At 66.3% G+C, this 18,448-nt stretch carries 14 protein-coding genes and 1 tRNA gene; 3 read left to right on the top strand and 12 right to left on the bottom strand.

Going from position 1 to position 18,448, the window contains the following annotated elements:
• Positions 1–65 precede the first annotated feature (65 nt).
• On the bottom strand, positions 66–1,442 hold the full coding sequence (radA, locus tag CR918_RS04370; RefSeq protein WP_025873829.1) for a DNA repair protein RadA: 1,377 nt from the start codon (positions 1,440–1,442) through the stop codon (positions 66–68).
• 148 nt (positions 1,443–1,590) lie between these two features.
• Here radA and CR918_RS04365 point away from each other — a divergent pair, with 148 nt between their 5' ends.
• A complete protein-coding gene (locus tag CR918_RS04365) occupies positions 1,591–3,648 on the top strand; it encodes a putative bifunctional diguanylate cyclase/phosphodiesterase (RefSeq protein ID WP_099842137.1) in 2,058 nt (685 codons plus the stop codon).
• Positions 3,649–3,833: 185 nt separating this feature from the next.
• On the opposite strand, the gene cyoD is transcribed toward CR918_RS04365, so the two are convergent.
• Genes cyoD through cyoA form a run of 4 tightly spaced genes read right to left on the bottom strand, consistent with a single transcriptional unit; the run spans position 3,834 to position 7,853 of the window.
• The gene (gene cyoD / locus CR918_RS04360; protein ID WP_025873831.1) at positions 3,834–4,175 is read right to left on the bottom strand and encodes a cytochrome o ubiquinol oxidase subunit IV; all 342 of its coding nucleotides are present in this window, start codon (positions 4,173–4,175) and stop codon (positions 3,834–3,836) included.
• On the bottom strand, positions 4,175–4,813 hold the full coding sequence (gene cyoC / locus CR918_RS04355; protein WP_025873832.1) for a cytochrome o ubiquinol oxidase subunit III: 639 nt from the start codon (positions 4,811–4,813) through the stop codon (positions 4,175–4,177). Before cyoC ends, cyoD begins: the two co-directional genes overlap by 1 nt.
• The gene (gene cyoB, locus CR918_RS04350) at positions 4,810–6,807 is read right to left on the bottom strand and encodes a cytochrome o ubiquinol oxidase subunit I (RefSeq protein WP_025873833.1); all 1,998 of its coding nucleotides are present in this window, start codon (positions 6,805–6,807) and stop codon (positions 4,810–4,812) included. The genes cyoC and cyoB overlap by 4 nt, the downstream gene beginning before the upstream one ends.
• A gap of 2 nt (positions 6,808–6,809) precedes the next feature.
• Positions 6,810–7,853 (bottom strand): ubiquinol oxidase subunit II, encoded by a 1,044-nt coding sequence (gene cyoA, locus CR918_RS04345; RefSeq protein ID WP_099842136.1) that lies wholly within the window; start codon positions 7,851–7,853, stop codon positions 6,810–6,812.
• 338 nt (positions 7,854–8,191) lie between these two features.
• Between cyoA and CR918_RS04340 the strand changes: the two genes are divergently transcribed.
• Entirely contained in the window at positions 8,192–8,620 is a 429-nt protein-coding gene (locus tag CR918_RS04340) for a VOC family protein (RefSeq protein ID WP_032975989.1), read from the top strand.
• Positions 8,617–9,249 carry a GyrI-like domain-containing protein gene (locus CR918_RS04335; RefSeq protein ID WP_099842135.1) on the top strand — a complete coding sequence of 211 codons (633 nt, stop codon included), beginning with the start codon at positions 8,617–8,619 and terminating at the stop codon, positions 9,247–9,249. The genes CR918_RS04340 and CR918_RS04335 overlap by 4 nt, the downstream gene beginning before the upstream one ends.
• Positions 9,250–9,272: 23 nt before the next feature.
• Here CR918_RS04335 and CR918_RS04330 read toward each other — a convergent pair whose 3' ends face one another.
• From CR918_RS04330 to CR918_RS04300, 7 genes are all read right to left on the bottom strand, one after another.
• Complete coding sequence (locus tag CR918_RS04330) at positions 9,273–11,291, bottom strand: energy transducer TonB (protein WP_099842134.1); 2,019 nt, start codon at positions 11,289–11,291, stop codon at positions 9,273–9,275.
• Positions 11,288–12,673 (bottom strand): DNA-binding protein, encoded by a 1,386-nt coding sequence (locus CR918_RS04325; protein WP_099842133.1) that lies wholly within the window; start codon positions 12,671–12,673, stop codon positions 11,288–11,290. The genes CR918_RS04330 and CR918_RS04325 overlap by 4 nt, the downstream gene beginning before the upstream one ends.
• A 4-nt stretch (positions 12,674–12,677) precedes the next feature.
• A complete protein-coding gene (locus CR918_RS04320) occupies positions 12,678–13,433 on the bottom strand; it encodes a PP2C family serine/threonine-protein phosphatase (protein WP_033830639.1) in 756 nt (251 codons plus the stop codon).
• 2 nt (positions 13,434–13,435) lie between these two features.
• Positions 13,436–14,116, bottom strand: coding sequence for a vWA domain-containing protein (locus tag CR918_RS04315; RefSeq protein ID WP_099842132.1), 681 nt, complete (start codon positions 14,114–14,116; stop codon positions 13,436–13,438).
• 148 nt (positions 14,117–14,264) lie between these two features.
• Positions 14,265–14,340: transfer RNA gene (locus tag CR918_RS04310), tRNA-Thr, on the bottom strand.
• Positions 14,341–14,425: 85 nt separating this feature from the next.
• Positions 14,426–15,430: a 2-hydroxyacid dehydrogenase gene (locus CR918_RS04305; protein ID WP_088100543.1), complete on the bottom strand. Its 1,005-nt coding sequence runs from the start codon at positions 15,428–15,430 to the stop codon at positions 14,426–14,428.
• 97 nt (positions 15,431–15,527) lie between these two features.
• Complete coding sequence (locus tag CR918_RS04300) at positions 15,528–18,416, bottom strand: autotransporter outer membrane beta-barrel domain-containing protein (protein WP_099842131.1); 2,889 nt, start codon at positions 18,414–18,416, stop codon at positions 15,528–15,530.
• Positions 18,417–18,448 lie beyond the last annotated feature (32 nt).

Raw genomic sequence — 18,448 nt, 5'->3', positions numbered from 1 at the left:
AGGCTGGCTGACCGCTGCTGTGCCGTCGGCCGCATCTGCAGGTCCGAGCACGGACCCGACCCCGGTCACGCCGCGTCGATGGCCTCGGACAGGCGTTCGACCGCGATCACTTCCATGCCCTTCACCGAGCCGCCCTTGGGGGCATTGGCCTTGGGCACGATGGCGCGCTTGAAACCGTGGGTCGCCGCCTCGCGCAGGCGGTCCTCGCCGTTGGGCACCGGTCGGATCTCACCGGACAGGCCGACTTCGCCGAACGCGATGGTCTTCTCGGCCAACGGACGGTCCTGCAGCGAGGACAGCACCGCCAGCAGCACCGGCAGGTCGGCGGCGGTCTCCTGCACGCGGATGCCGCCGACCACGTTGACGAACACGTCCTGGTCGCCGACCAGCACGCCGCCATGCCGATGCAGCACCGCCAGCAGCATGGCCAGGCGGTTCTGCTCCAGCCCCACCGCCACGCGGCGCGGATTGGACAGCGGCGAGGCGTCGACCAGCGCCTGCACTTCCACCAGAAGCGGCCGGGTGCCCTCGCGGGTAACCATCACGCAGCTGCCCGGCTGGTGCGTGCTGGCACCGGAAAGGAAGATCGCCGACGGATTGGAGACCTCCTTCAGGCCCTTGTCGCCCATCGCGAACACGCCCAGTTCGTTGACCGCACCAAAGCGGTTCTTGAACGCGCGCAGCAGGCGGAAGCGGCTGCCGCTCTCCCCTTCGAAATACAGCACGGCATCAACCATGTGCTCCAGCACGCGCGGGCCGGCGATGCCGCCTTCCTTGGTCACATGGCCGACCAGGAACACGGCGGTTCCGGTTTCCTTGGCGAAGCGCACCAGCCGTGCGGCACTCTCGCGCACCTGGCTGACCGAACCGGGCGCGGCGGTCAGCGTCTCGGTCCAGAGCGTCTGTACCGAATCGGCCACGATCAGCCGCGGCCCACTCTTGGTGGCGTGCTGCAGGATGGATTCGACACCGGTCTCGGCCAGCGCGTTGACGCCCTCCAGCGGCAGCTCCAGCCGATGCGCGCGGCCGGCGACCTGGGCCAGTGATTCTTCACCGGTGACGTAGAGCACCGGCAGGACCGCAGCCATCTTCGCCACCGCCTGCAGCAGCAGGGTGGATTTGCCGATGCCCGGATCACCACCGACCAGCACCACCGCGCCCTCGACCAGGCCGCCGCCCAGCACGCGGTCGAATTCACCGATGCCGGTGCTGACCCGGTTGTGTTCGGTCTGCGCCACGTCCTTCAGTGCGGTGATCTTCGGCGGGTCGATCTTGCCCGCCCAGCCGGCACGGCGCGAGGCGGGCGCCTTGGCCGCCGCAGCGCTCTCAAGGACGATTTCCGACAGCGAGTTCCAGGCATTGCACTCGGTGCACTGGCCTTGCCACTTGCTGTATTCGGCGCCGCATTCATTGCAGACATACGCGGTGCGGGCTTTGGCCATCGGAGATTTCCTGCAGGGGCAACGAGCGTGGCAGGATAGCCGAGCCGGGTCGCAGCTGCTGCGACCACTCAAGTCCCACCCGTCGGTGCCGATAGCGGTGGCGGGCGTGCGCCTTGCGGGCGCCCCTCCCTCCTCCTCTGGATTCAACATGACTGGTAGTTACAGTCAGAGCCTGGTCGCCATCTCGTTGCTGGTGGCCATGCTGGCATCGTATACCGCGCTGGATATGGCCGGCCGCCTTGCCACGGCCCAGGGCCGGGTCGCCCGCTGGTGGCTGGCCGGCGGTGCCGCCGCGATGGGCCTGGGCATCTGGTCGATGCACTTCATCGCGATGCTGGCCTTCAAGCTGCCGGTTCCGGTCGGTTACGACCTGGCGATCACCCTGTATTCGCTGGCGGTGTCGATCGGCGCGTCGGCCTATGCGCTGTGGCTGGTGTCGCGCCCCAGCCTGCCGTTGCAGCGACTGGCCGCGGGTGCGGTGCTGATGGGACTGGGTATCGCCGCCATGCACTACCTGGGCATGGCCGCCATGCGCATGCAGCCCGGTATCGATTACCACCCCGGCTGGTTTGCCGCGTCGATCGCAGTGGCCATCGCTGCTGCCGGTGCAGCGCTGTGGATTGCCTTCCGGCTGCGCGTGGAACAGCGCAACACGGTGCGCCTGCGGATGCTGGCGTCGCTGGTGATGGGCCTGGCCATCGTCGGCATGCACTACACCGGCATGGCCGCCGCGCGCTTCCCGCCAGGCAGCGTCTGCGGCGCCATCGGCAGCGGCGGCATCGATCCCCGCTGGCTGGCAGTGCTGGTGATCGTGACCACCCTGGCCACGCTCGGCATCGCCCTGGTGGCCTCGCTGTTCGACCGCCAGATGCGCGTGCGCACCGGCCTGCTGGCCGATTCCCTGGCGCACGCCAACGACAAGCTGATCCAGGCCGCACTGCACGACCCGCTGACCCAGCTGCCGAACCGCATGCTGCTGCAGGATCGCATCGAGCAGGCCATCGAGAAGGCGCAACGCCGCCAGCAGTCGGTGGCGGTGATGTTCTGCGACCTGGATGGCTTCAAGGCCGTCAACGATGCCTATGGCCACCAGCTGGGTGACCGCCTGCTGGTCGCGGTGGCCCAGCGCCTGGGGGCGCAGCTGCGCCCGCAGGACACCCTTGCCCGCCTCGGCGGCGACGAGTTCGTGATCGTGCTGACCATCGATGCACCTGATGATGCGGCGGTGGTCGCCGAGCGGGTGATCGCCGCGGCCGGTGAACCGTTCGTGCTGGACGCGGCGGAGCTGCAGGTCACCGCCAGCCTGGGCATTGCCCTGTATCCGGACGATGCCAGCGACGAACGCGAGTTGATGGCACATGCCGATGCGGCGATGTACCACACCAAGGAAACCGGCCGGAACGGCTACACCTTCTTCATTCCCTCGATGCAGCTCAGTGCCAACCGCCAGCTGCGGCTGCTGCAGGACCTGCGCAAGGCGATCGCGCGCAACGAGCTGCTGCTGCACTACCAGCCGAAGTTTCCGGCGGCCGATGCACCGGCCACCGGCGCCGAGGCGCTGCTGCGCTGGCAGCACCCCGAACTGGGCCTGCTGGCACCGGACGTGTTCATTCCCATCGCCGAGCGCAGCGGCCTGATCCTGCCGATCGGCGACTGGGTGCTGGACCAGGCGTGCGCGCAACTGCGCGCCTGGCATGACGGCGGACACAGCCATTGGACGATGGCGGTGAACCTGTCGCCGCTGCAGTTCGCCTCGCCGGCCCTGCTTGAAAGCGTGCGTTCGGTCCTGCAGCGGCACCGCATCGACCCGGCGCGGCTGACCCTGGAGATCACCGAAACCACGGCGATGAAGGATGTCGAGGCCAGCCTGGCGATCCTCAACGATCTGACCGCGATGGGCGTGCACATCGCCATCGATGATTTCGGTACCGGCTATTCCAGCCTGCTGTACCTCAAGCGCATGCCGGCCACCGAGCTGAAGATCGACCGGGCGTTCGTGCATGACCTTGAACGCAATGACGAAGATTCCGCCATCGTGTCCTCGATCATCGCGCTGGGCCGCACCTTGCAGCTGCAGGTGGTGGCCGAGGGCGTGGAGACCCAGGCCCAGCGCGATTACCTGAGCGAGCTGGGCTGCGACCAGCTGCAGGGTTACCACCTGGGGCGGCCGATGGAGGCCGAGGAATTCCTGCGCAAGGTGGGTTAGAGGCAACCGCATCCACGCATGGCGTGGATCTACTGCATACCCCGGGTGCATTGAACGGCAACTGCATCCACGCATGGCGTGGATCTACTGCATCCTCCGGGTGCATTGAACGGCAACCGCAACCGCGCAACAAACAGAAAGGCCGCCCGGGGGCGGCCTTTCTGCGTGGCAACGTCGCGAAGACGTCAGTGCATCATGTGCACGTTCATGTTGTGCATGACCCACAGGGTACCGACCACGATGATGCCGATCACCACCACGGTGAAGGCCGCAGCGTTGACGTTCCAGCGGCTCTCCGACGAGCGGTCCAGGTGCAGGAAGAACACCAGGTGGACCAGCATCTGCAGCACCGCGGTGATGGCGATCACCACACCGTTGACGGTGCGCGAGAAATCACCCGACATCACCATGTAGAACGGGATGACGGTCAGCACCACCGCCAGCACGAAGCCGATCAGGTACGACTTCACGGTGCCGTGGCTTTCGCCGCCGGCGGCGTGGTCGTGTGCATGGTTGTCATGTGCCATTACAGCGCTCCATTGAGGTAGACGACGGAGAACACGCCGATCCAGATCAGGTCCAGGAAGTGCCAGAACAGGCTCAGGCACGCCATGCGGGTCTTGTTGGTCGGGGTCAGGCCGTACTTCTTCAGCTGCACGAACATCACCAGCAGCCACAGCAGGCCGGCGCTGACGTGCAGGCCGTGGGTACCGACCAGGGCGAAGAACGCCGACAGGAACGCACTGCGGTCCGGACCGTAGCCCTGATGGATCAGGTGCTGGAATTCATAGACTTCCATGCACATGAAGCCGAAGCCCAGCAGCCAGGTGATGCCCAGCCACAGGAACATCTGGCCGACCTGCTTGCGGTGCATGGAGATCATGCCCAGGCCGAAGGTCAGCGACGAGGTCAGCAGCAGCGCGGTTTCCCAAGCCACGAACGGCAGCTCGAACAGGTCCTTCGCGCCGGGGCCGCCATCAGTGCCGCCGGCCAGCACCACGTAGGTGGCAAACAGCGAGGCGAAGATGAGGCAGTCGCTCATCAGGTACACCCAGAAACCGAAGACGGTGTTGCCGCCGGTGTCGTGGTGCTCGTGGTCGTCATGGCCATGGGCCGCCGCGTGTGCGGCGTGCCCGTGGCTCAGGGTCGAGGTATTGGTGCTCATGCCTTCAGCTCCGACTTCACCAGGCCCTGGGCTTCCAGGTGCTTGCGGTGTTCGTTCTCGATGCGTTCCACCTCGGCAGCCGGGACCCAGTAGTCCACGTCCTGGTCGAAGGTGCGGTAGATGAACGTGGCGATCATGCCGACGAAGCCGATGATGGCCAGCCACCAGATGTGCCAGATCATCGCAAAGCCGAACACCAGGCTGAAGGCGCCGATGACAACGCCGGTGCCGGTGTTGCGCGGCATGTGGATGTCGGTGTACTTGGCCGGCTTCGGCCAGGCTTCACCACGCTGCTTGCGCTCCCAGAAATCGTCCAGCTCGGTGACTTCCGGCAGGGTGCCGAAGTTGTAGAAGGCCGGCGGCGAAGAGGTTTCCCACTCCAGCGTACGGGCATCCCACGGGTCGCCGGTCAGGTCGGCGGTCTTCTTGCGGTCGCGGATCGACACGGCCACCTGGATGATCTGGCACAGGATGCCGGCACCCACGATGAAGGCGCCCACAGCGGCCACCAGCAGGAACGGCTCGTAGGCCGGGTTGACGGTGCTCTGCAGACGACGGGTCATGCCCATGAAGCCCAGCACGTACATCGGCATGAAGGTCACATAGAAGCCGATGAACCAGCACCAGAACGCGCACTTGCCCCAGAACTCGTTGAGGCGGAAGCCGAACATCTTCGGCCACCAGTAGGTGATGCCGGCGAACATGCCGAACACCACGCCGCCGATGATGACGTTGTGGAAGTGGGCGATCAGGAACAGGCTGTTGTGCAGCACGAAGTCGATGGCCGGGATTGCCAGCATCACGCCGGTCATGCCGCCGATGGTGAAGGTGACCATGAAGCCGATGGTCCACAGCACGGGCGTGGTGAACTGCACGCGACCGCGGAACATGGTGAACAGCCAGTTGAAGATCTTCACGCCGGTGGGGATGGAGATGATCATCGTCGTGATGCCGAAGAAGGCATTGACGTTGGCACCCGAGCCCATGGTGAAGAAGTGGTGCAGCCACACGATGAACGACAGCACGCCGATGCAGGCGGTGGCGTAGACCATGCCCTTGTAGCCGAACAGGGCCTTGCGCGAGAAGGTCGCGATGACCTCGGAGAACACGCCGAAGGCCGGCAGCACCAGGATATAGACTTCCGGGTGGCCCCAGATCCAGATCAGGTTGATGTACAGCATGGCGTTGCCGCCACCGTCATTGGTGAAGAAGTGCGTACCCAGGTAACGGTCCAGGGTCAGCAGCACCAGGGTGATGGTCAGCACCGGGAAGGCGGCGACGATCAGCACGTTGGTCACCAGAGCGGTCCAGGTGAAGACCGGCATCTGCATGAGCTTCATGCTCGGGGTGCGCATCTTGAGGATGGTGATGAAGAAGTTGATACCACTCAACGTGGTACCCAGACCCGCCACCTGTAGTCCCCATATGTAGTAGTCCATACCTACATTGTTGCTGTACTCGATGCCCGACAACGGCGGGAACGCCAGCCAGCCGGTGGCGGCGAATTCACCGATCCACAGCGACAGCATGATCAGCACCGCACCGGACACGAACAGCCAGAAGCTGAGCGAGTTGACGAACGGGAACGCGACGTCGCGCGCACCGATCTGCAGCGGCACGGCCAGGTTCATCAGGCCGGTGATCAGCGGCATCGCCACGAAGAAGATCATGATCACGCCGTGGGCGGTGAAGATCTGGTCGTAGTGGTGCGGCGGCAGGTAACCCTCGGACCCGCCGACGGCGATTGCCTGCTGGGTACGCATCATGATCGCGTCGGAGAAACCGCGCAGCAGCATGACGAAGGCGACGATGATGTACATCACGCCGATCTTCTTGTGATCCACCGAGGTGAACCACTCCTTCCACAGATAGCCCCACAGCTTGAACTTGGTGATCAGGGCCATCACGCCCAGGCCACCCAGCACCGCACCGACCAGGGTGGTCAGCACGATTGGATCGTGGGGGATCGACTCAAGAGAGAGTTTTCCCAACATGTTCATTCTCCCGAACCCATGTGGCCTTCATGGCCAGCGTGTTCGTGTTCTTCGGTGGCATCCAGGTTCTTCCCGGATTCCTTGGCATCATGCGCGTCGCTCGGGGCGTGCCCCTCGTGCGCTTCATGGCTGGACGCATCGGCAGCAGCCGCACCCGCATGGGAATGCTTCATGCCGTAGTGCTTGTTGTCGCCCATGTGCTTGGCGATGACCCAGTCGAACAGGTTGTCTTCAACCTTGCCGAAGTAGGTGACCGGGTACCACTCGGAATTCTTCGCTTCACCCAGCGCCTTGAACGAGGCCTTGTCCAGGCTCTGCTCGCCGGCACGGACCTGGTCCAGCCACTGGCGGTACTGCGCATCGGTGACCGAGTAGGCAGTGAAATGCATCTTGGCGAAGCCTGCACCGCTGTAGTGCGAGGACATGCCCGGGAATTCACCGGTCTCGTTGGCGATCAGGTGGAGCTTGGTCTCCATCGCCGCCATTGAATAGATCATGCTGCCCAGGTGCGGGATGAAGAACGCATTCATCACCGTATCGGAGGTGATCTCGAAGTTCAGCGGGGTGTTGACCGGGAACTTGATCTCGTTGACGACCGCGACCTTCTCTTCCGGATAGATGAACAGCCACTTCCAGTCCAGCGAGATCGCCTGGATGGTGACCGGCTTGACGTCCGATTCCAGGGGCTTGTACGGATCCAGCGCGTGCGAGGACCGCCAGGTCAGCACCGCCAGGACCAGCACGATCATGCAGGGGATCGACCACACCACCACCTCGATCGCCGTCGAGTGGGACCACTTCGGCTCGTAGCGGGCCTGGGTGTTGGAGGCGCGATACTTCCACGCGAAGGTCAGGGTCATGATGATGACCGGGATGACGACCAGCAGCATGAGCACGGTGGCCGTGATCAGCAGTGTCTTTTCATCCTGGCCGATCTGGCCCTTCGGACTGAGGATGGCCACGGCATCGCAGCCGGTGAGCATCACCAGCAATGCGAGCAGCAGGCCCGGGCGCAACCAGCGCCCAAGGGTTTTCAACGGAATCATCGGTCGATCCAATTGCGAGGGAATGCCGTTCCCCGTCCTGCCCGCACCGGCCAAAGCCGGGCCCACCCGTCCAGAAGACAGGCAGGTGAGGTGGGGTCGAGTCAGCCTTTCAATTTTAGGCCGTCACCCACCATTTAAGAAAGGCATTGACAATGATCAGGCGCAGGAAAGGCCCGGATCTGGATGCGACACGTTGTCGCACCGCGCCATTGCGGCAGGCAGAACGCGCGGGGACGGCAGCGTAGCATCGGCCACGAGGACGACGAGGCCCCTCATTCGGCAAAGTCGACTGAACAGGTTCAGCAAGTTGTGACTGCCCTTTCTTCGAGGAACCCGGCATGGACAGACCCTTCAGCGTTGAACGCATCGACCACCTGGTGCTGAGGGTGCGCGATCTGGCCCGCAGCGAAGCCTTCTATGGCCAGGTGCTGGGCTGCGCGGTGGTGCGGCGGCGCGAGCACCTGGGCCTGGTGCACCTGCGCGCGGGCGCATCGATGATCGACCTGATCAGCCTGGACGGCACGCTCGGTCGCCACGGCGGCAGCGGACCGGGCAGCGAAGGGCGCAATGTCGACCACCTGTGCCTGCGCGTGCACCCCTTCGACGAAGCGGCGCTGGTCGCCCACCTGGCCGCCCACGGCGTACCGGTACCGGGGCCGGCCGAAGTCAACTTCGGTGCCGAGGGCGACGGATTGTCGTTGTACTTCAAGGATCCGGACGGCAACACGGTGGAGCTGAAGGGGCCTGCCAACGGAGCCGCGCAATGACCCGGTCCGCCACCACGCCGGCGAAGATCGACTTCAAGACGCAGGACAAGGCGCTGTACCGGCCACCGGTCGGCTCGTTCGTGCGGATCGAGGTGCCGCCGATGTCCTTCGTGATGGTCGATGGCCAGGGTGATCCGAACCAGGCGCCGGCCTATCGCGATGCGGTGGAGTGGCTGTACTCGGTCAGCTACGCACTGAAGTTCGCGATGAAGGCCGAAGGACGGGATTACGTGGTGCCGCCGCTGGAGGGACTGTGGTGGGCCGACGACCCGTCAAGCTTCGTGGCACGGCGCAAGCACGCGTGGCGCTGGACGATGATGATCCGCACGCCGCTGGACGTCGGCGTTCCGCGTTTCAACGAAGCGGTGGCCAAGGCATCGGACAAGCGCGGTACCGCGCCGCAGAGCCTGCGCCTGGCGCTTTACGAGGAAGGCCTGTGCCTGCAGACGCTGCATGTAGGCGCCTACGATGACGAGGGCCCGACACTGGCCGAACTGCATGAACGGATCATGCCGGCACAGGGGCTGACCTTCGCCGGGCCGCATCATGAGATCTACCTGGGCGACCCACGCAAGGTAGAGCCTGCTCGCCTGAAAACGGTGCTGCGGCAACCGGTACGGGCGCGGTGACGGCCGCGTCCCGGGCTGATCCGTCAGCCGCCCTGGAACTGCACCGGGAGACGCAGGGTTATCTGCTTGACCGTGGTCACCGGCCGCCGGGGGGTGACGTGCCATTGCAGTGCAGCCTCACGGGCGGCGCGATCCAGCGCCGGATGTCCGCTGCTGCGGTCCACGGTCACATCGAGCACGCGCCCCTCGGCTGACATGGTGATCAGCAGCTCGACGCTGCCTTCCAGCACCGTCTCCCCTCCACCACGCGGATAACGCGGGGGATGCCGGCGCGTCATCGCCACCAACTGCGCGCCCAGCGCCTGCTCGGGGTCCAGCTGCGGCGGCGGCGGGTCCATGGCCGACGGCGCTGGTGCGTCCACGGTCACCGCCGGCGGCGTGGCGGCGACAGGCGCTTTGAACACGACCGTCACCTGCCTGCGCTCGCCGCCTGTGGGCACCTTCGACGCGCTGAGCCAGGTGCGTGCGCCCCGGCGCGCGGCCTCATCCAGCTGGGCGCTGCCACTGCTGCCTTCCACCAGCACCGCCGTAACCACGCCGGTCTGCCAGACATCCACCTGCAGGGTCACCATGGTGTCGGCCTCCACAGGTGCGCGCAGCGGGATGCCATGGCGCAGGTCCTTGAAGCCGGCGGCGGGCAGGTCGACCAGCACCTGCCCATACTCTGCTGGTGGCGACGACGGCGGCAGAGAGGGTGACGTACGCAACGCCAGGCCCTTGCGATCGACCAGCATCCCCGCTGGTGGCATCGCGCGTTGCGCCTGCCTGGCGGTGTCCGCTTTCGGGACCGTCGGCGGCGAAGGCTCCGACACCGCCGGGCCAGCGGGGTCTGCGGCGGTGTCGGCGGCGTCCGGCGCATTGCCTATGCCTGCCTTCGCCTGCCGATCGTCATCGCCCAGCAGCAGTGTCGCGCGCGCCGTCAGGATCTCCATGCGGTCTTCGGACGCACTGGCCAGCAGCGTCGAGAGCATGAACACGTCGCTGCCAAGCAGCAGCGTGTTCACGTCGAACCGGGCGGGATCGGACGAAGCGTTCTTGTCACTGCGGTCGATCAGTCCGGCAATCACCAGCGCGCCCAGCGCCAGCTCTTCGTCCGTGTCGACCATCGTCGAAGCGTAGGCATTCCACAGACGCTCCTCCAGCGGTGCATAGGCGAACAACACCTCCTGCGTGCCGTGGATGCGCCACAGGCGCTCTTCCAGTGCCGCGTCGCCCTCACGGTCGAACGGCTTGCGCGGCGACCACCGTGAGCGGATCGCCAGCTCCTGCAGATCCGTCGCCAGCAGGCGCATCGCAACCGAGGTGCTCGATGGCGAGAGCTTCCACATCTGCTGCAGCAGCTCGACCTGCTTCAGCTCCAGCTCGCGCGCTTCCTCCGCCGTCAGCCGGTCCACCATCGCGCCCGCATCGCTGGCCAGCCCCGCCGTCCTTTGCGTGCGGCGGCCGGACCGGGCGGCAAGGGTCTCGATGGTCTCGTTGTACGCCGCGCGCAGGCGCTCGTACTCGGTGCGGTCTTCGCGCAGCACGGGGCCATTGCGCGCCCACAGATCCAGCTCCTGCATCAGCGCCTGCGTACGCGGCAGATCGCCACGGGCAGCAGTGCGCGCGGTTTCGTGCACCTTGTTGAGCATTTCCCGCTCGAAATGACCGCGCGAGTACCAACGCGGAACCGTAGTGCGATCCTCGCCGACCAGTACCGAGCTCGGCCCCTGTTGACCGCTTCCTGCGCCCGTAGCGCCATCCCCGGAAATGCCGGTGACGATGAAGACGACGAAAGAGAGGAAGCCGAACATCACCGACGCGATCAGATAGTCCACGGCCCGGTCCTGCACCGCTACGCGCAGGAATGACAGCACCGACACCGCTCCGCCGATCAGCAGCGCAGCACGCAGCGCCGCCCTGCCATCACTCAACACGCCGCTCGACAGCACTCGTCCGAGCCAGCCGATCGAGCTGTAGACCAGCACGCCGAGGTCGCCCCAGAACGGCGCCATCCCGATCAGTGCCAGCAACAGCACGGCCAGTACACCCAGCAGCTTCATGGGCGCTTGCTCATGATCAGCATCGGCACGAACAGGATGAACAGCAGGATCGCGATCGCCAGCATGGCCATCTGCACGGCCAGCCCCACGCCATCCCAGATGCCCGGGTCTACCAGCGCGCTGTAGCGGCGGTAGGCCGGCATGCCCCAGCCCATCACCCAGCCCAGCAGCAGCGTGCCGATCACCGCCATCGTCACCCGCGACATCACGCCGGGAACGCCGCTGGCCGCCGACGCCTGCGCGGTGACCGGCTGCGCCTGGGCGACGCGCGCGGCGGTGCGTGCACGCTGCTTGCGGGCCTTGTTCGGTTTCTGCCGCGTGCGGGTCTGCGCCGCGCGTGCGCTGCCGGCCAGCAGTTCCGCGCGGGCGCAGGCGGCACAGGGCATGCCGACAAAATGCTGGTGGGCCGCATCCTTGCCGCACGCCACCAGCTGACCGGCGTTGCGCCGTGCGTAGTCCAGCAGCAGCGTGGCCCATTCCTGCGCCGAAGGCCGTCGGCGTGCCTGCGCCGAGAACGCACGATCAAACATGTCGCGCAGCGCCGGCGGAAACATATCATGGCCGCTGACCGGCGAGGGCAGCATCCGCGGGTGCGGCTTGCCACGCGCGTAGGGGTACAGGTTGGCGGCGATGCGTGCCGGCAGGTCACTGGGCACCGTCGCCCCCTGCGGCCGGCCCGCATACGGATGCAGGCCGGAATTGAGCAGCTGGAACACCATCACCGCCAGCGCGAATCGATCCTGCGCCTCCTCCTGGCCCGGCTTCACCCCCGGCTGCTGGAACTCGGACGCCAGGTAGTCGGTGGTGACCTGCCCGGCCGGAAAGCGCTCGCCCTTGCCCTGGATGCTGAAACCATCGCAATCGAGCATCGCGATGAACAAGGTGCTGCGATAGAACCGCACGTTCAGCGGCTTGAGGTCGACCACATAGTGCTGCCGCCGGTGCAGCGCGGCCAGCATCACCGCCAGGTTGGCGGCCAGGGTCATCTTCGCGCCCAATCCGGTGGGCAGGCCCTCGGAGCGTGCCTGGCGCTCCTGCAGCACATGTTCCAGATCGCTGGTGGCCGACAGATCCAGGATCGGCATGGTGAAGCCGATGAAACGCCCACTGCGATCCCGCAGCAGGGTCATCGGCCAGGCAATCTGTACCTGGTCGGCCCCCTGCCCTTCCATCGGCGGCAGGTCCGGCTGCAGCTCCAGCATCGCCTGCAGCTTGCGCTCGTAGACGCGCGCATCCTTGTCCGAATGGTAGAGCTTGGCCACTTCGCGCGGCCGCTCCTTGAGGGTGAACACGCTGCCCGCACCGCCACTCTTGAGCAGCCGCTCCAGGGTGAGCGGCCTGCGCTGCGCGTCGTAGACCTTTTCGCCGCTGCGCCCGGGCATGTGCTCAGGCCGGCAGGGCGACCAGCAACGTCTTGTCGTCGCCGGTGATCTGATCGGTGCGCGGGTCGGCCAGCGTCGCGTGCAACGCCTGGCTGCCGTGGGTCTCGTCCACGCCGGCCAGATAACGGATCACCGGTGCGATGAACGGTTGGAACAGGCTGTCGCCCGCGCGCGACATCGCAAACGGCTGCACGCCGTCGGACATCAGCACCAGCGCATCGATGGCCCCTTCGAAGCGGGTCAACCGCAGCTGCTCGCGCCAGTTGCCACCGGTAACGAACCAGGTTTCGTTGGCGTACTCGCCGTTGGCAGGCAGCGATACCGCATCGGGCGATTCATTGCTGAACGCACAGGCGGCCACGCCATCGCCCACATGGAAGAACCAGCCGCCATCGCGCGTAGCGACCGCCCCTACCAGCGTGCAGGCATGGTCGGAGAGCTTCAGGCCCTGGCTCAGCGCAAGCATCGCTAGCTGCCCGCGCGCATCGTCGACAGCGGTTTCGATGATGCTGCGCAGCGCGTCCACCGGCAGTGCCAGTGGATCGGCGCCGAGCTGCGCGGACCCGGTAACCGACGCCGCCACGCTGCTGGATACGTGCCGGGCGCCCACATCGCTGTGCGATGCGGAGCCTGCACCATCGCAGACCACCGCGACCAATGTCTGCCCCACCTGCACCGACGCATAGGCGTCCTGGCAGGGCTGCCCGCGGTCCAGATGGGACCGTCCCGTGGCCGATGCGGCCATCACGCGCCAGGCCATGGTCAGACCGGCACTTGTGACCAGCTGTCGGTGGCCGGCAATTGCACCTGGCCACCGGGCGTCGAGTTGGAAACCACCCGCATGCTCGCGCTCAGCCACAGGAACAGTTCCTTGAACTGCAGGCCCTGCAGGCGCTTCACGCCGCGCTCGCCATTGCGGCTGAACTGACCCAGCACGCTCATGTCAGCATTACCGACAGCGATCGGGAACACCGCGACCTTGTTCTGCTGCTCGGCCTCGCGGCACTGCTCGGCCACCGCTTCCCAGGCGTCGGTGGGCTGGCCATCGGACATCAGGAACAGCCACGGCCGGGTGTAGGCGACGCCGGCCTGGCGGAAGCGCGCCTTCTCGTCTTCAATCTCCTGCAGTGCCACTTCCACGGCCGCACCGATTGGTGTGGTGCCGTTGGCCGACAACGTGGGCGCGGTGAAATCCATCGCATCGCACCAGTCACCGCTGATGGCCGCGTTGTCCATGCCGCCGTACTCGACCAGCAGCACGCGCACACGCTTGGCCGCGATCACATCGGCTTTCAGCTCCTGCTCCAGCAGTTTCAGGCCCGCGTTCAACTGCTCGATGGGGCCACCGCTCATGCTGCCGGAACAGTCCAGCACCAGGATCAGCGGCGTGCGCTGCTCACTGTTGTCGACCAGCGAAACATCGGGGATTGCAGCAATGGACATGATGGGAAGCCTCCGTGCGGGTGAACCAGTGCAGGTGATCTGCGCGGCCGATTATAGGCAGAGCTGAAGGGCCAGGGGGCGAGGGCCGACGGAGAACCGTGCCGCCCAAACAAAAAGCCCCGACCAAGGCCGGGGCTTTTGCTGAAACTGGTGCCGGAAATAGGAATCGAACCTACGACCTACGCATTACGAATGCGCCGCTCTACCAACTGAGCTATTCCGGCGAAGCAGGCAATTTTACGGTCGCCCTGCCCCTGCGGTCAATCCGGTCGTGACGATTGCCGTCAAACGCCCACCCGCCCGGGCTTCTCAACCCGCCGCCACCCGGTTGCCGCACTCCCGCCCCGCCGCGAAATCGGCCAGGTTGCCCAGCGTGATCGCCGAGATCTCCTGCAACGCCTCCACGGTGAAGAAGCCTTGGTGGCCGGTCACCAGCACGTTGGGGAAGGTCATCAGGCGCTGGAACGCCTCATCGTCGATGATCTCGCCCGACAGGTCCTGGAAGAACAGCGCGCTTTCCTGCTCGTAGACGTCGATGGCCAGGTGGCCCAGCCGGCGCGACTTCAGCGCGCGGATCACCGCATGGGTATCGACCAGGCCGCCACGCGAGGTGTTGACCAGCATCGCGCCGGGCTTCATCCGCGCCAGCGAGGCGTCGTCGATCAGGTGCTGGGTATCCGGGGTCAACGGGCAATGCAGCGAGACGATGTCCGAGCGCGAGAGCAGCTCGTCCAGTTCAACCATCGCGCCGATCCCGGCGAACGCCGGCGAGGGATACGGATCGTGTCCCAGCACGGTGCAGCCCATGCCGCGGAAGATGCGCGCGGTGGCCAACCCGATCTTGCCAGTACCGACGATGCCCACGGTCTTGCCATGCAGGGTGCGGCCGAGCAGGCCATCCAGCATGAAGTTGCCCTCACGCACGCGGTTGTAGGCGCGATGGGTGTGCCGGTTGAGGGTCATCACCAGCGCCAGAGCGTGCTCGGCCACCGCTTCCGGCGAGTAGGCCGGCACGCGGGCGACGAACAGGCCGAGCGCATTCGCGCTGGCCAGGTCCACATTGTTGAAGCCGGCACAGCGCAGCAGCACCGCGCGTACGCCCAGCGCATGGAGGGCCTGCAGCACCGGTGCATCGAGCCTGTCGTTGACGAACACGCAGACGGCGGCGCAGTCCTGTGCCAGCGCGGCGGTGTGCACGTCCAGCGCCGCGTCGAAGTACACGAACTGGAAATCCTGCCCTGCCCCCTCGCGCTGGTTGGCTTCCTCGAGAAAGCGGCGGTCGTAGGGACGGGCACTGAAAACGGCGATCTGCATGGCAAGGCCTGCGCGGAAATCCGCCACGACCATAGCGCACCCGCACCCCGATGGGGATGGCACCGGCGGCGCGACGGCCGCCGGTGCCGGTACTGCCTTAGAACGTATAGCCCAGGCCCAGCATCACGCCGTTCTGCAGCTGGCCGTCGCGACGCTCGCCCACGTAGTCGACCATCACCGACAGGCGATCGGTGGCGCGGCTGGTCACACCCAGGTTCCAGGCCAGCACCTGCTCGCCCACGGCCTGGCTGCTGGCACCGAACACCAGGTCCGGCGCAGCGGCGAAGCCGGTGCTGTAACGGGCCTGGGTGTCGCCCAGTTCCTTCTGCCAGACCACGCGCGCGCGCGGGGTGATGCGCTCGCCGTTGTTGCCTTCGAAGGTCTTGAACACCTGCAGGCCCGCGCCGACGCGGATGCTTTCCAGGCTGTCACCACGCCCCACCAGTGCGCCGGCCCCCTGCCCTTCATTGAAACGGGTGGCCGAGGTGCGCGCGTAATCGACCACCGGCAGCAGCGGCTGGATCACCACGCCCTTGGCGGTGGTGAACGAGAAGCCGTGCTCCAGCCGGGCCGAGATCGCATCGTTGTTGTACTTCGCACGCAACGGACCCTGCAGGCCATCGATGCCGTCGATGCTGCGGCGGGTGTCGTGGCGCAGGTCGGTGTAGCGCACCGAGGCCGACAGGTAACCCCGCGAGTAGGTGGCATCCAGGTAGCCGCCTACATCCAGCGCGCGCACATCACCGGTGAACCCGGAACCATCGCGGCCCTTGGTCGACATGTCCGCCGCGGCAACGCTGACGCCCAGCGTCACCCGGTCATCGGCCAGCTGCGTATCGGCACCGAGCACGATGCCGCCGACGGTATGGCTCAGGCCGGCCACGCCGCCCTCGCCATCGATGCGGCCATGGCTGCCGAAGCCCCGTCCCCAGAGGCCATGGCTGCGCGGCGCTTCGTCGCCGAAGTTGGTGCTGCCACCGCCCGTCCCCGCCGGCTCCACCAGATGCATCGCCAACTGATTGAACAGACTGCCATTGGCCATGCCCGGCTGTGCCGACGCCGCCTGCGCGGCCTGTGCGGCCAAACCACCGGCATCACCGCTGCCGCTGCGTCGTGCGGCCTGGTGCTGCTGCACCACGCTGCCGATACTGCCAACCAGCGCGTTGTCGGCCAGGCGCAGGCTGGCATGGCCATCACCGCGCAGCGCACCGGCCTGCTGGGCGATCACATCGCGGTCAGCGAACTGCAGCGCCCCCAGCAGCGGCTTCAGCCCGGCATCCTGGCGCTGGCCGGCAGTGGCCAGCGCGCGACCGAGTCCATCGTTGCCATTGTTGCCGGTAAGCTGCGCGAGCTGGTCGAAGCCGGGGTTGGCGGTCAGCGACAGGCCCTCGGCGGTCTGGTTGATGTTGAAGCTCAGCAGCGAATTGTGGCGTGGCCGGAACACCTCGCCGTCGGTGATGCTGGCCGTATAGCCGGTGTCACCCAGGCGCACCGCATCGGTGAAACCGCCCTGGTAGATCGGGCCGCTCACCAGCTCACGCTGGTAGTTGCCGGCGTAGAAGCCCTGCGCCACGTTCAGTTCAAGGTGGGCGCCCGGCGAGATGACCAGCGCACCCTCGTTGGCGCCGCTGTCGTAGAAGTCGCCCACACGCAGGCGCCCGGCCTGGGAGCCGCCGGCTTCAGTCACGTCGAACAGCACCTTGCCGCCCGGCATGATGTTGACGTAGCCGTGGGTGACCAGATCACCACCACGCGGCATCAGGGTGCCGTACACGCGCAGGCGGTTGAAGCCGTCCTCGCGGTACGACGGGCCGGTGGCATCGAGCAGTGCGTTCGAGTCGGTGGCAACCGAGGCGATGTCGCCGTGGCCGACCACCATGCCGGCCGCCAGCACGCGCAGCTCCGGGGTGCGCAATGCGCCGCCTTCCAGGGCGATGGTGCCGTTCTCCACCAGCATGAAATCGGCGCCGGTGGTTTCGGCGGTGCGCCAGGTGCCGCCCTTGGCGACGCGGATCACGCCAGCCGAATTGCCCAGCGTGGAAGCGTCCAGCTCCGACAGGCGCAGGCTTGCCAGCAGGTCGGCCTGGATGCCCGGATCACTGAGGAAGTCCTGTACCGAGAAGGTGCCGATGCCGTTGGGACCGCGTGCAGCGGCGTTGTAGATGGAGACGGCCTGGTTGATGTAAGTGGTGGCGAAGTCGGTATCGTTCCAGCGCGCGAAGTCGTCATCGACGAACGCCTGCAGCTGGCGCGCAGTGCGCAGGTAGCCTGGATTGATGTCGCCGCTGACATTACCGGTGACCGTCAGGGTATCGCCCGGATCGCGGTAACCGGCGGCGGTGATGATGTTGTTGCTGTAGATGTCCTGGCCGGGGAAGGTCTCCAGCCTGCGGCCGCTGCCATCGGGATCGAAGCTGACCGAAGCACCGGTGGTCCGGGCCGGGTCGCGGAACACCAGCAGGCCGTTGGGCTGCACCACCTCGTACATGGCCTTGTGCAGCAGGCCGGCATCCATGCCGCCGCCGTAGTTGCCGGTGTAGATCTCGGTCATCCGCGGCGACGGCGTGTAGATCACCTTGCCACTGTTGCTGGCAGCGTGGATCTGCACCGAGTCGACCAGCGGCAGGTCGCCGGCCAGGTAACGTTCGACGCCACCGGACTGCATGATCGAGCAGGACGAGATGCAGTGGCCGGACACGATGGTGTTCAGGCCGTTGGTGCGGATCACGCCCTGCAGCCACTCACCCGCGATCAGCGCGCCACCATTGGAGGTGCGCAGCACGACTTCGCGGATCGGGCGGCCTTCGGCCTGCGCTTTGGCCAGCAGCGCCGGCAGCGCGACGACGTCGGCGACGGTGACACCGCCACTCAGCACGACGCGATCGCCCTGCACGTGATAATTCATTGCCATGACGTCATCCATCTGGCCCAGGGTCGCGATACCCACCAGGCCTGCCAGGGCGATGCTCAACTTCGAATGCTTCATTGCGTTCTCTCTCTCCGCCCGCACCACGCGGG

Source organism: Stenotrophomonas indicatrix (assembly GCF_002750975.1).
Taxonomy (GTDB): domain Bacteria; phylum Pseudomonadota; class Gammaproteobacteria; order Xanthomonadales; family Xanthomonadaceae; genus Stenotrophomonas; species Stenotrophomonas indicatrix.
Note: the sequence above shows the minus strand (reverse complement) of the source record. Positions and strands in the feature narration are given on the sequence as shown.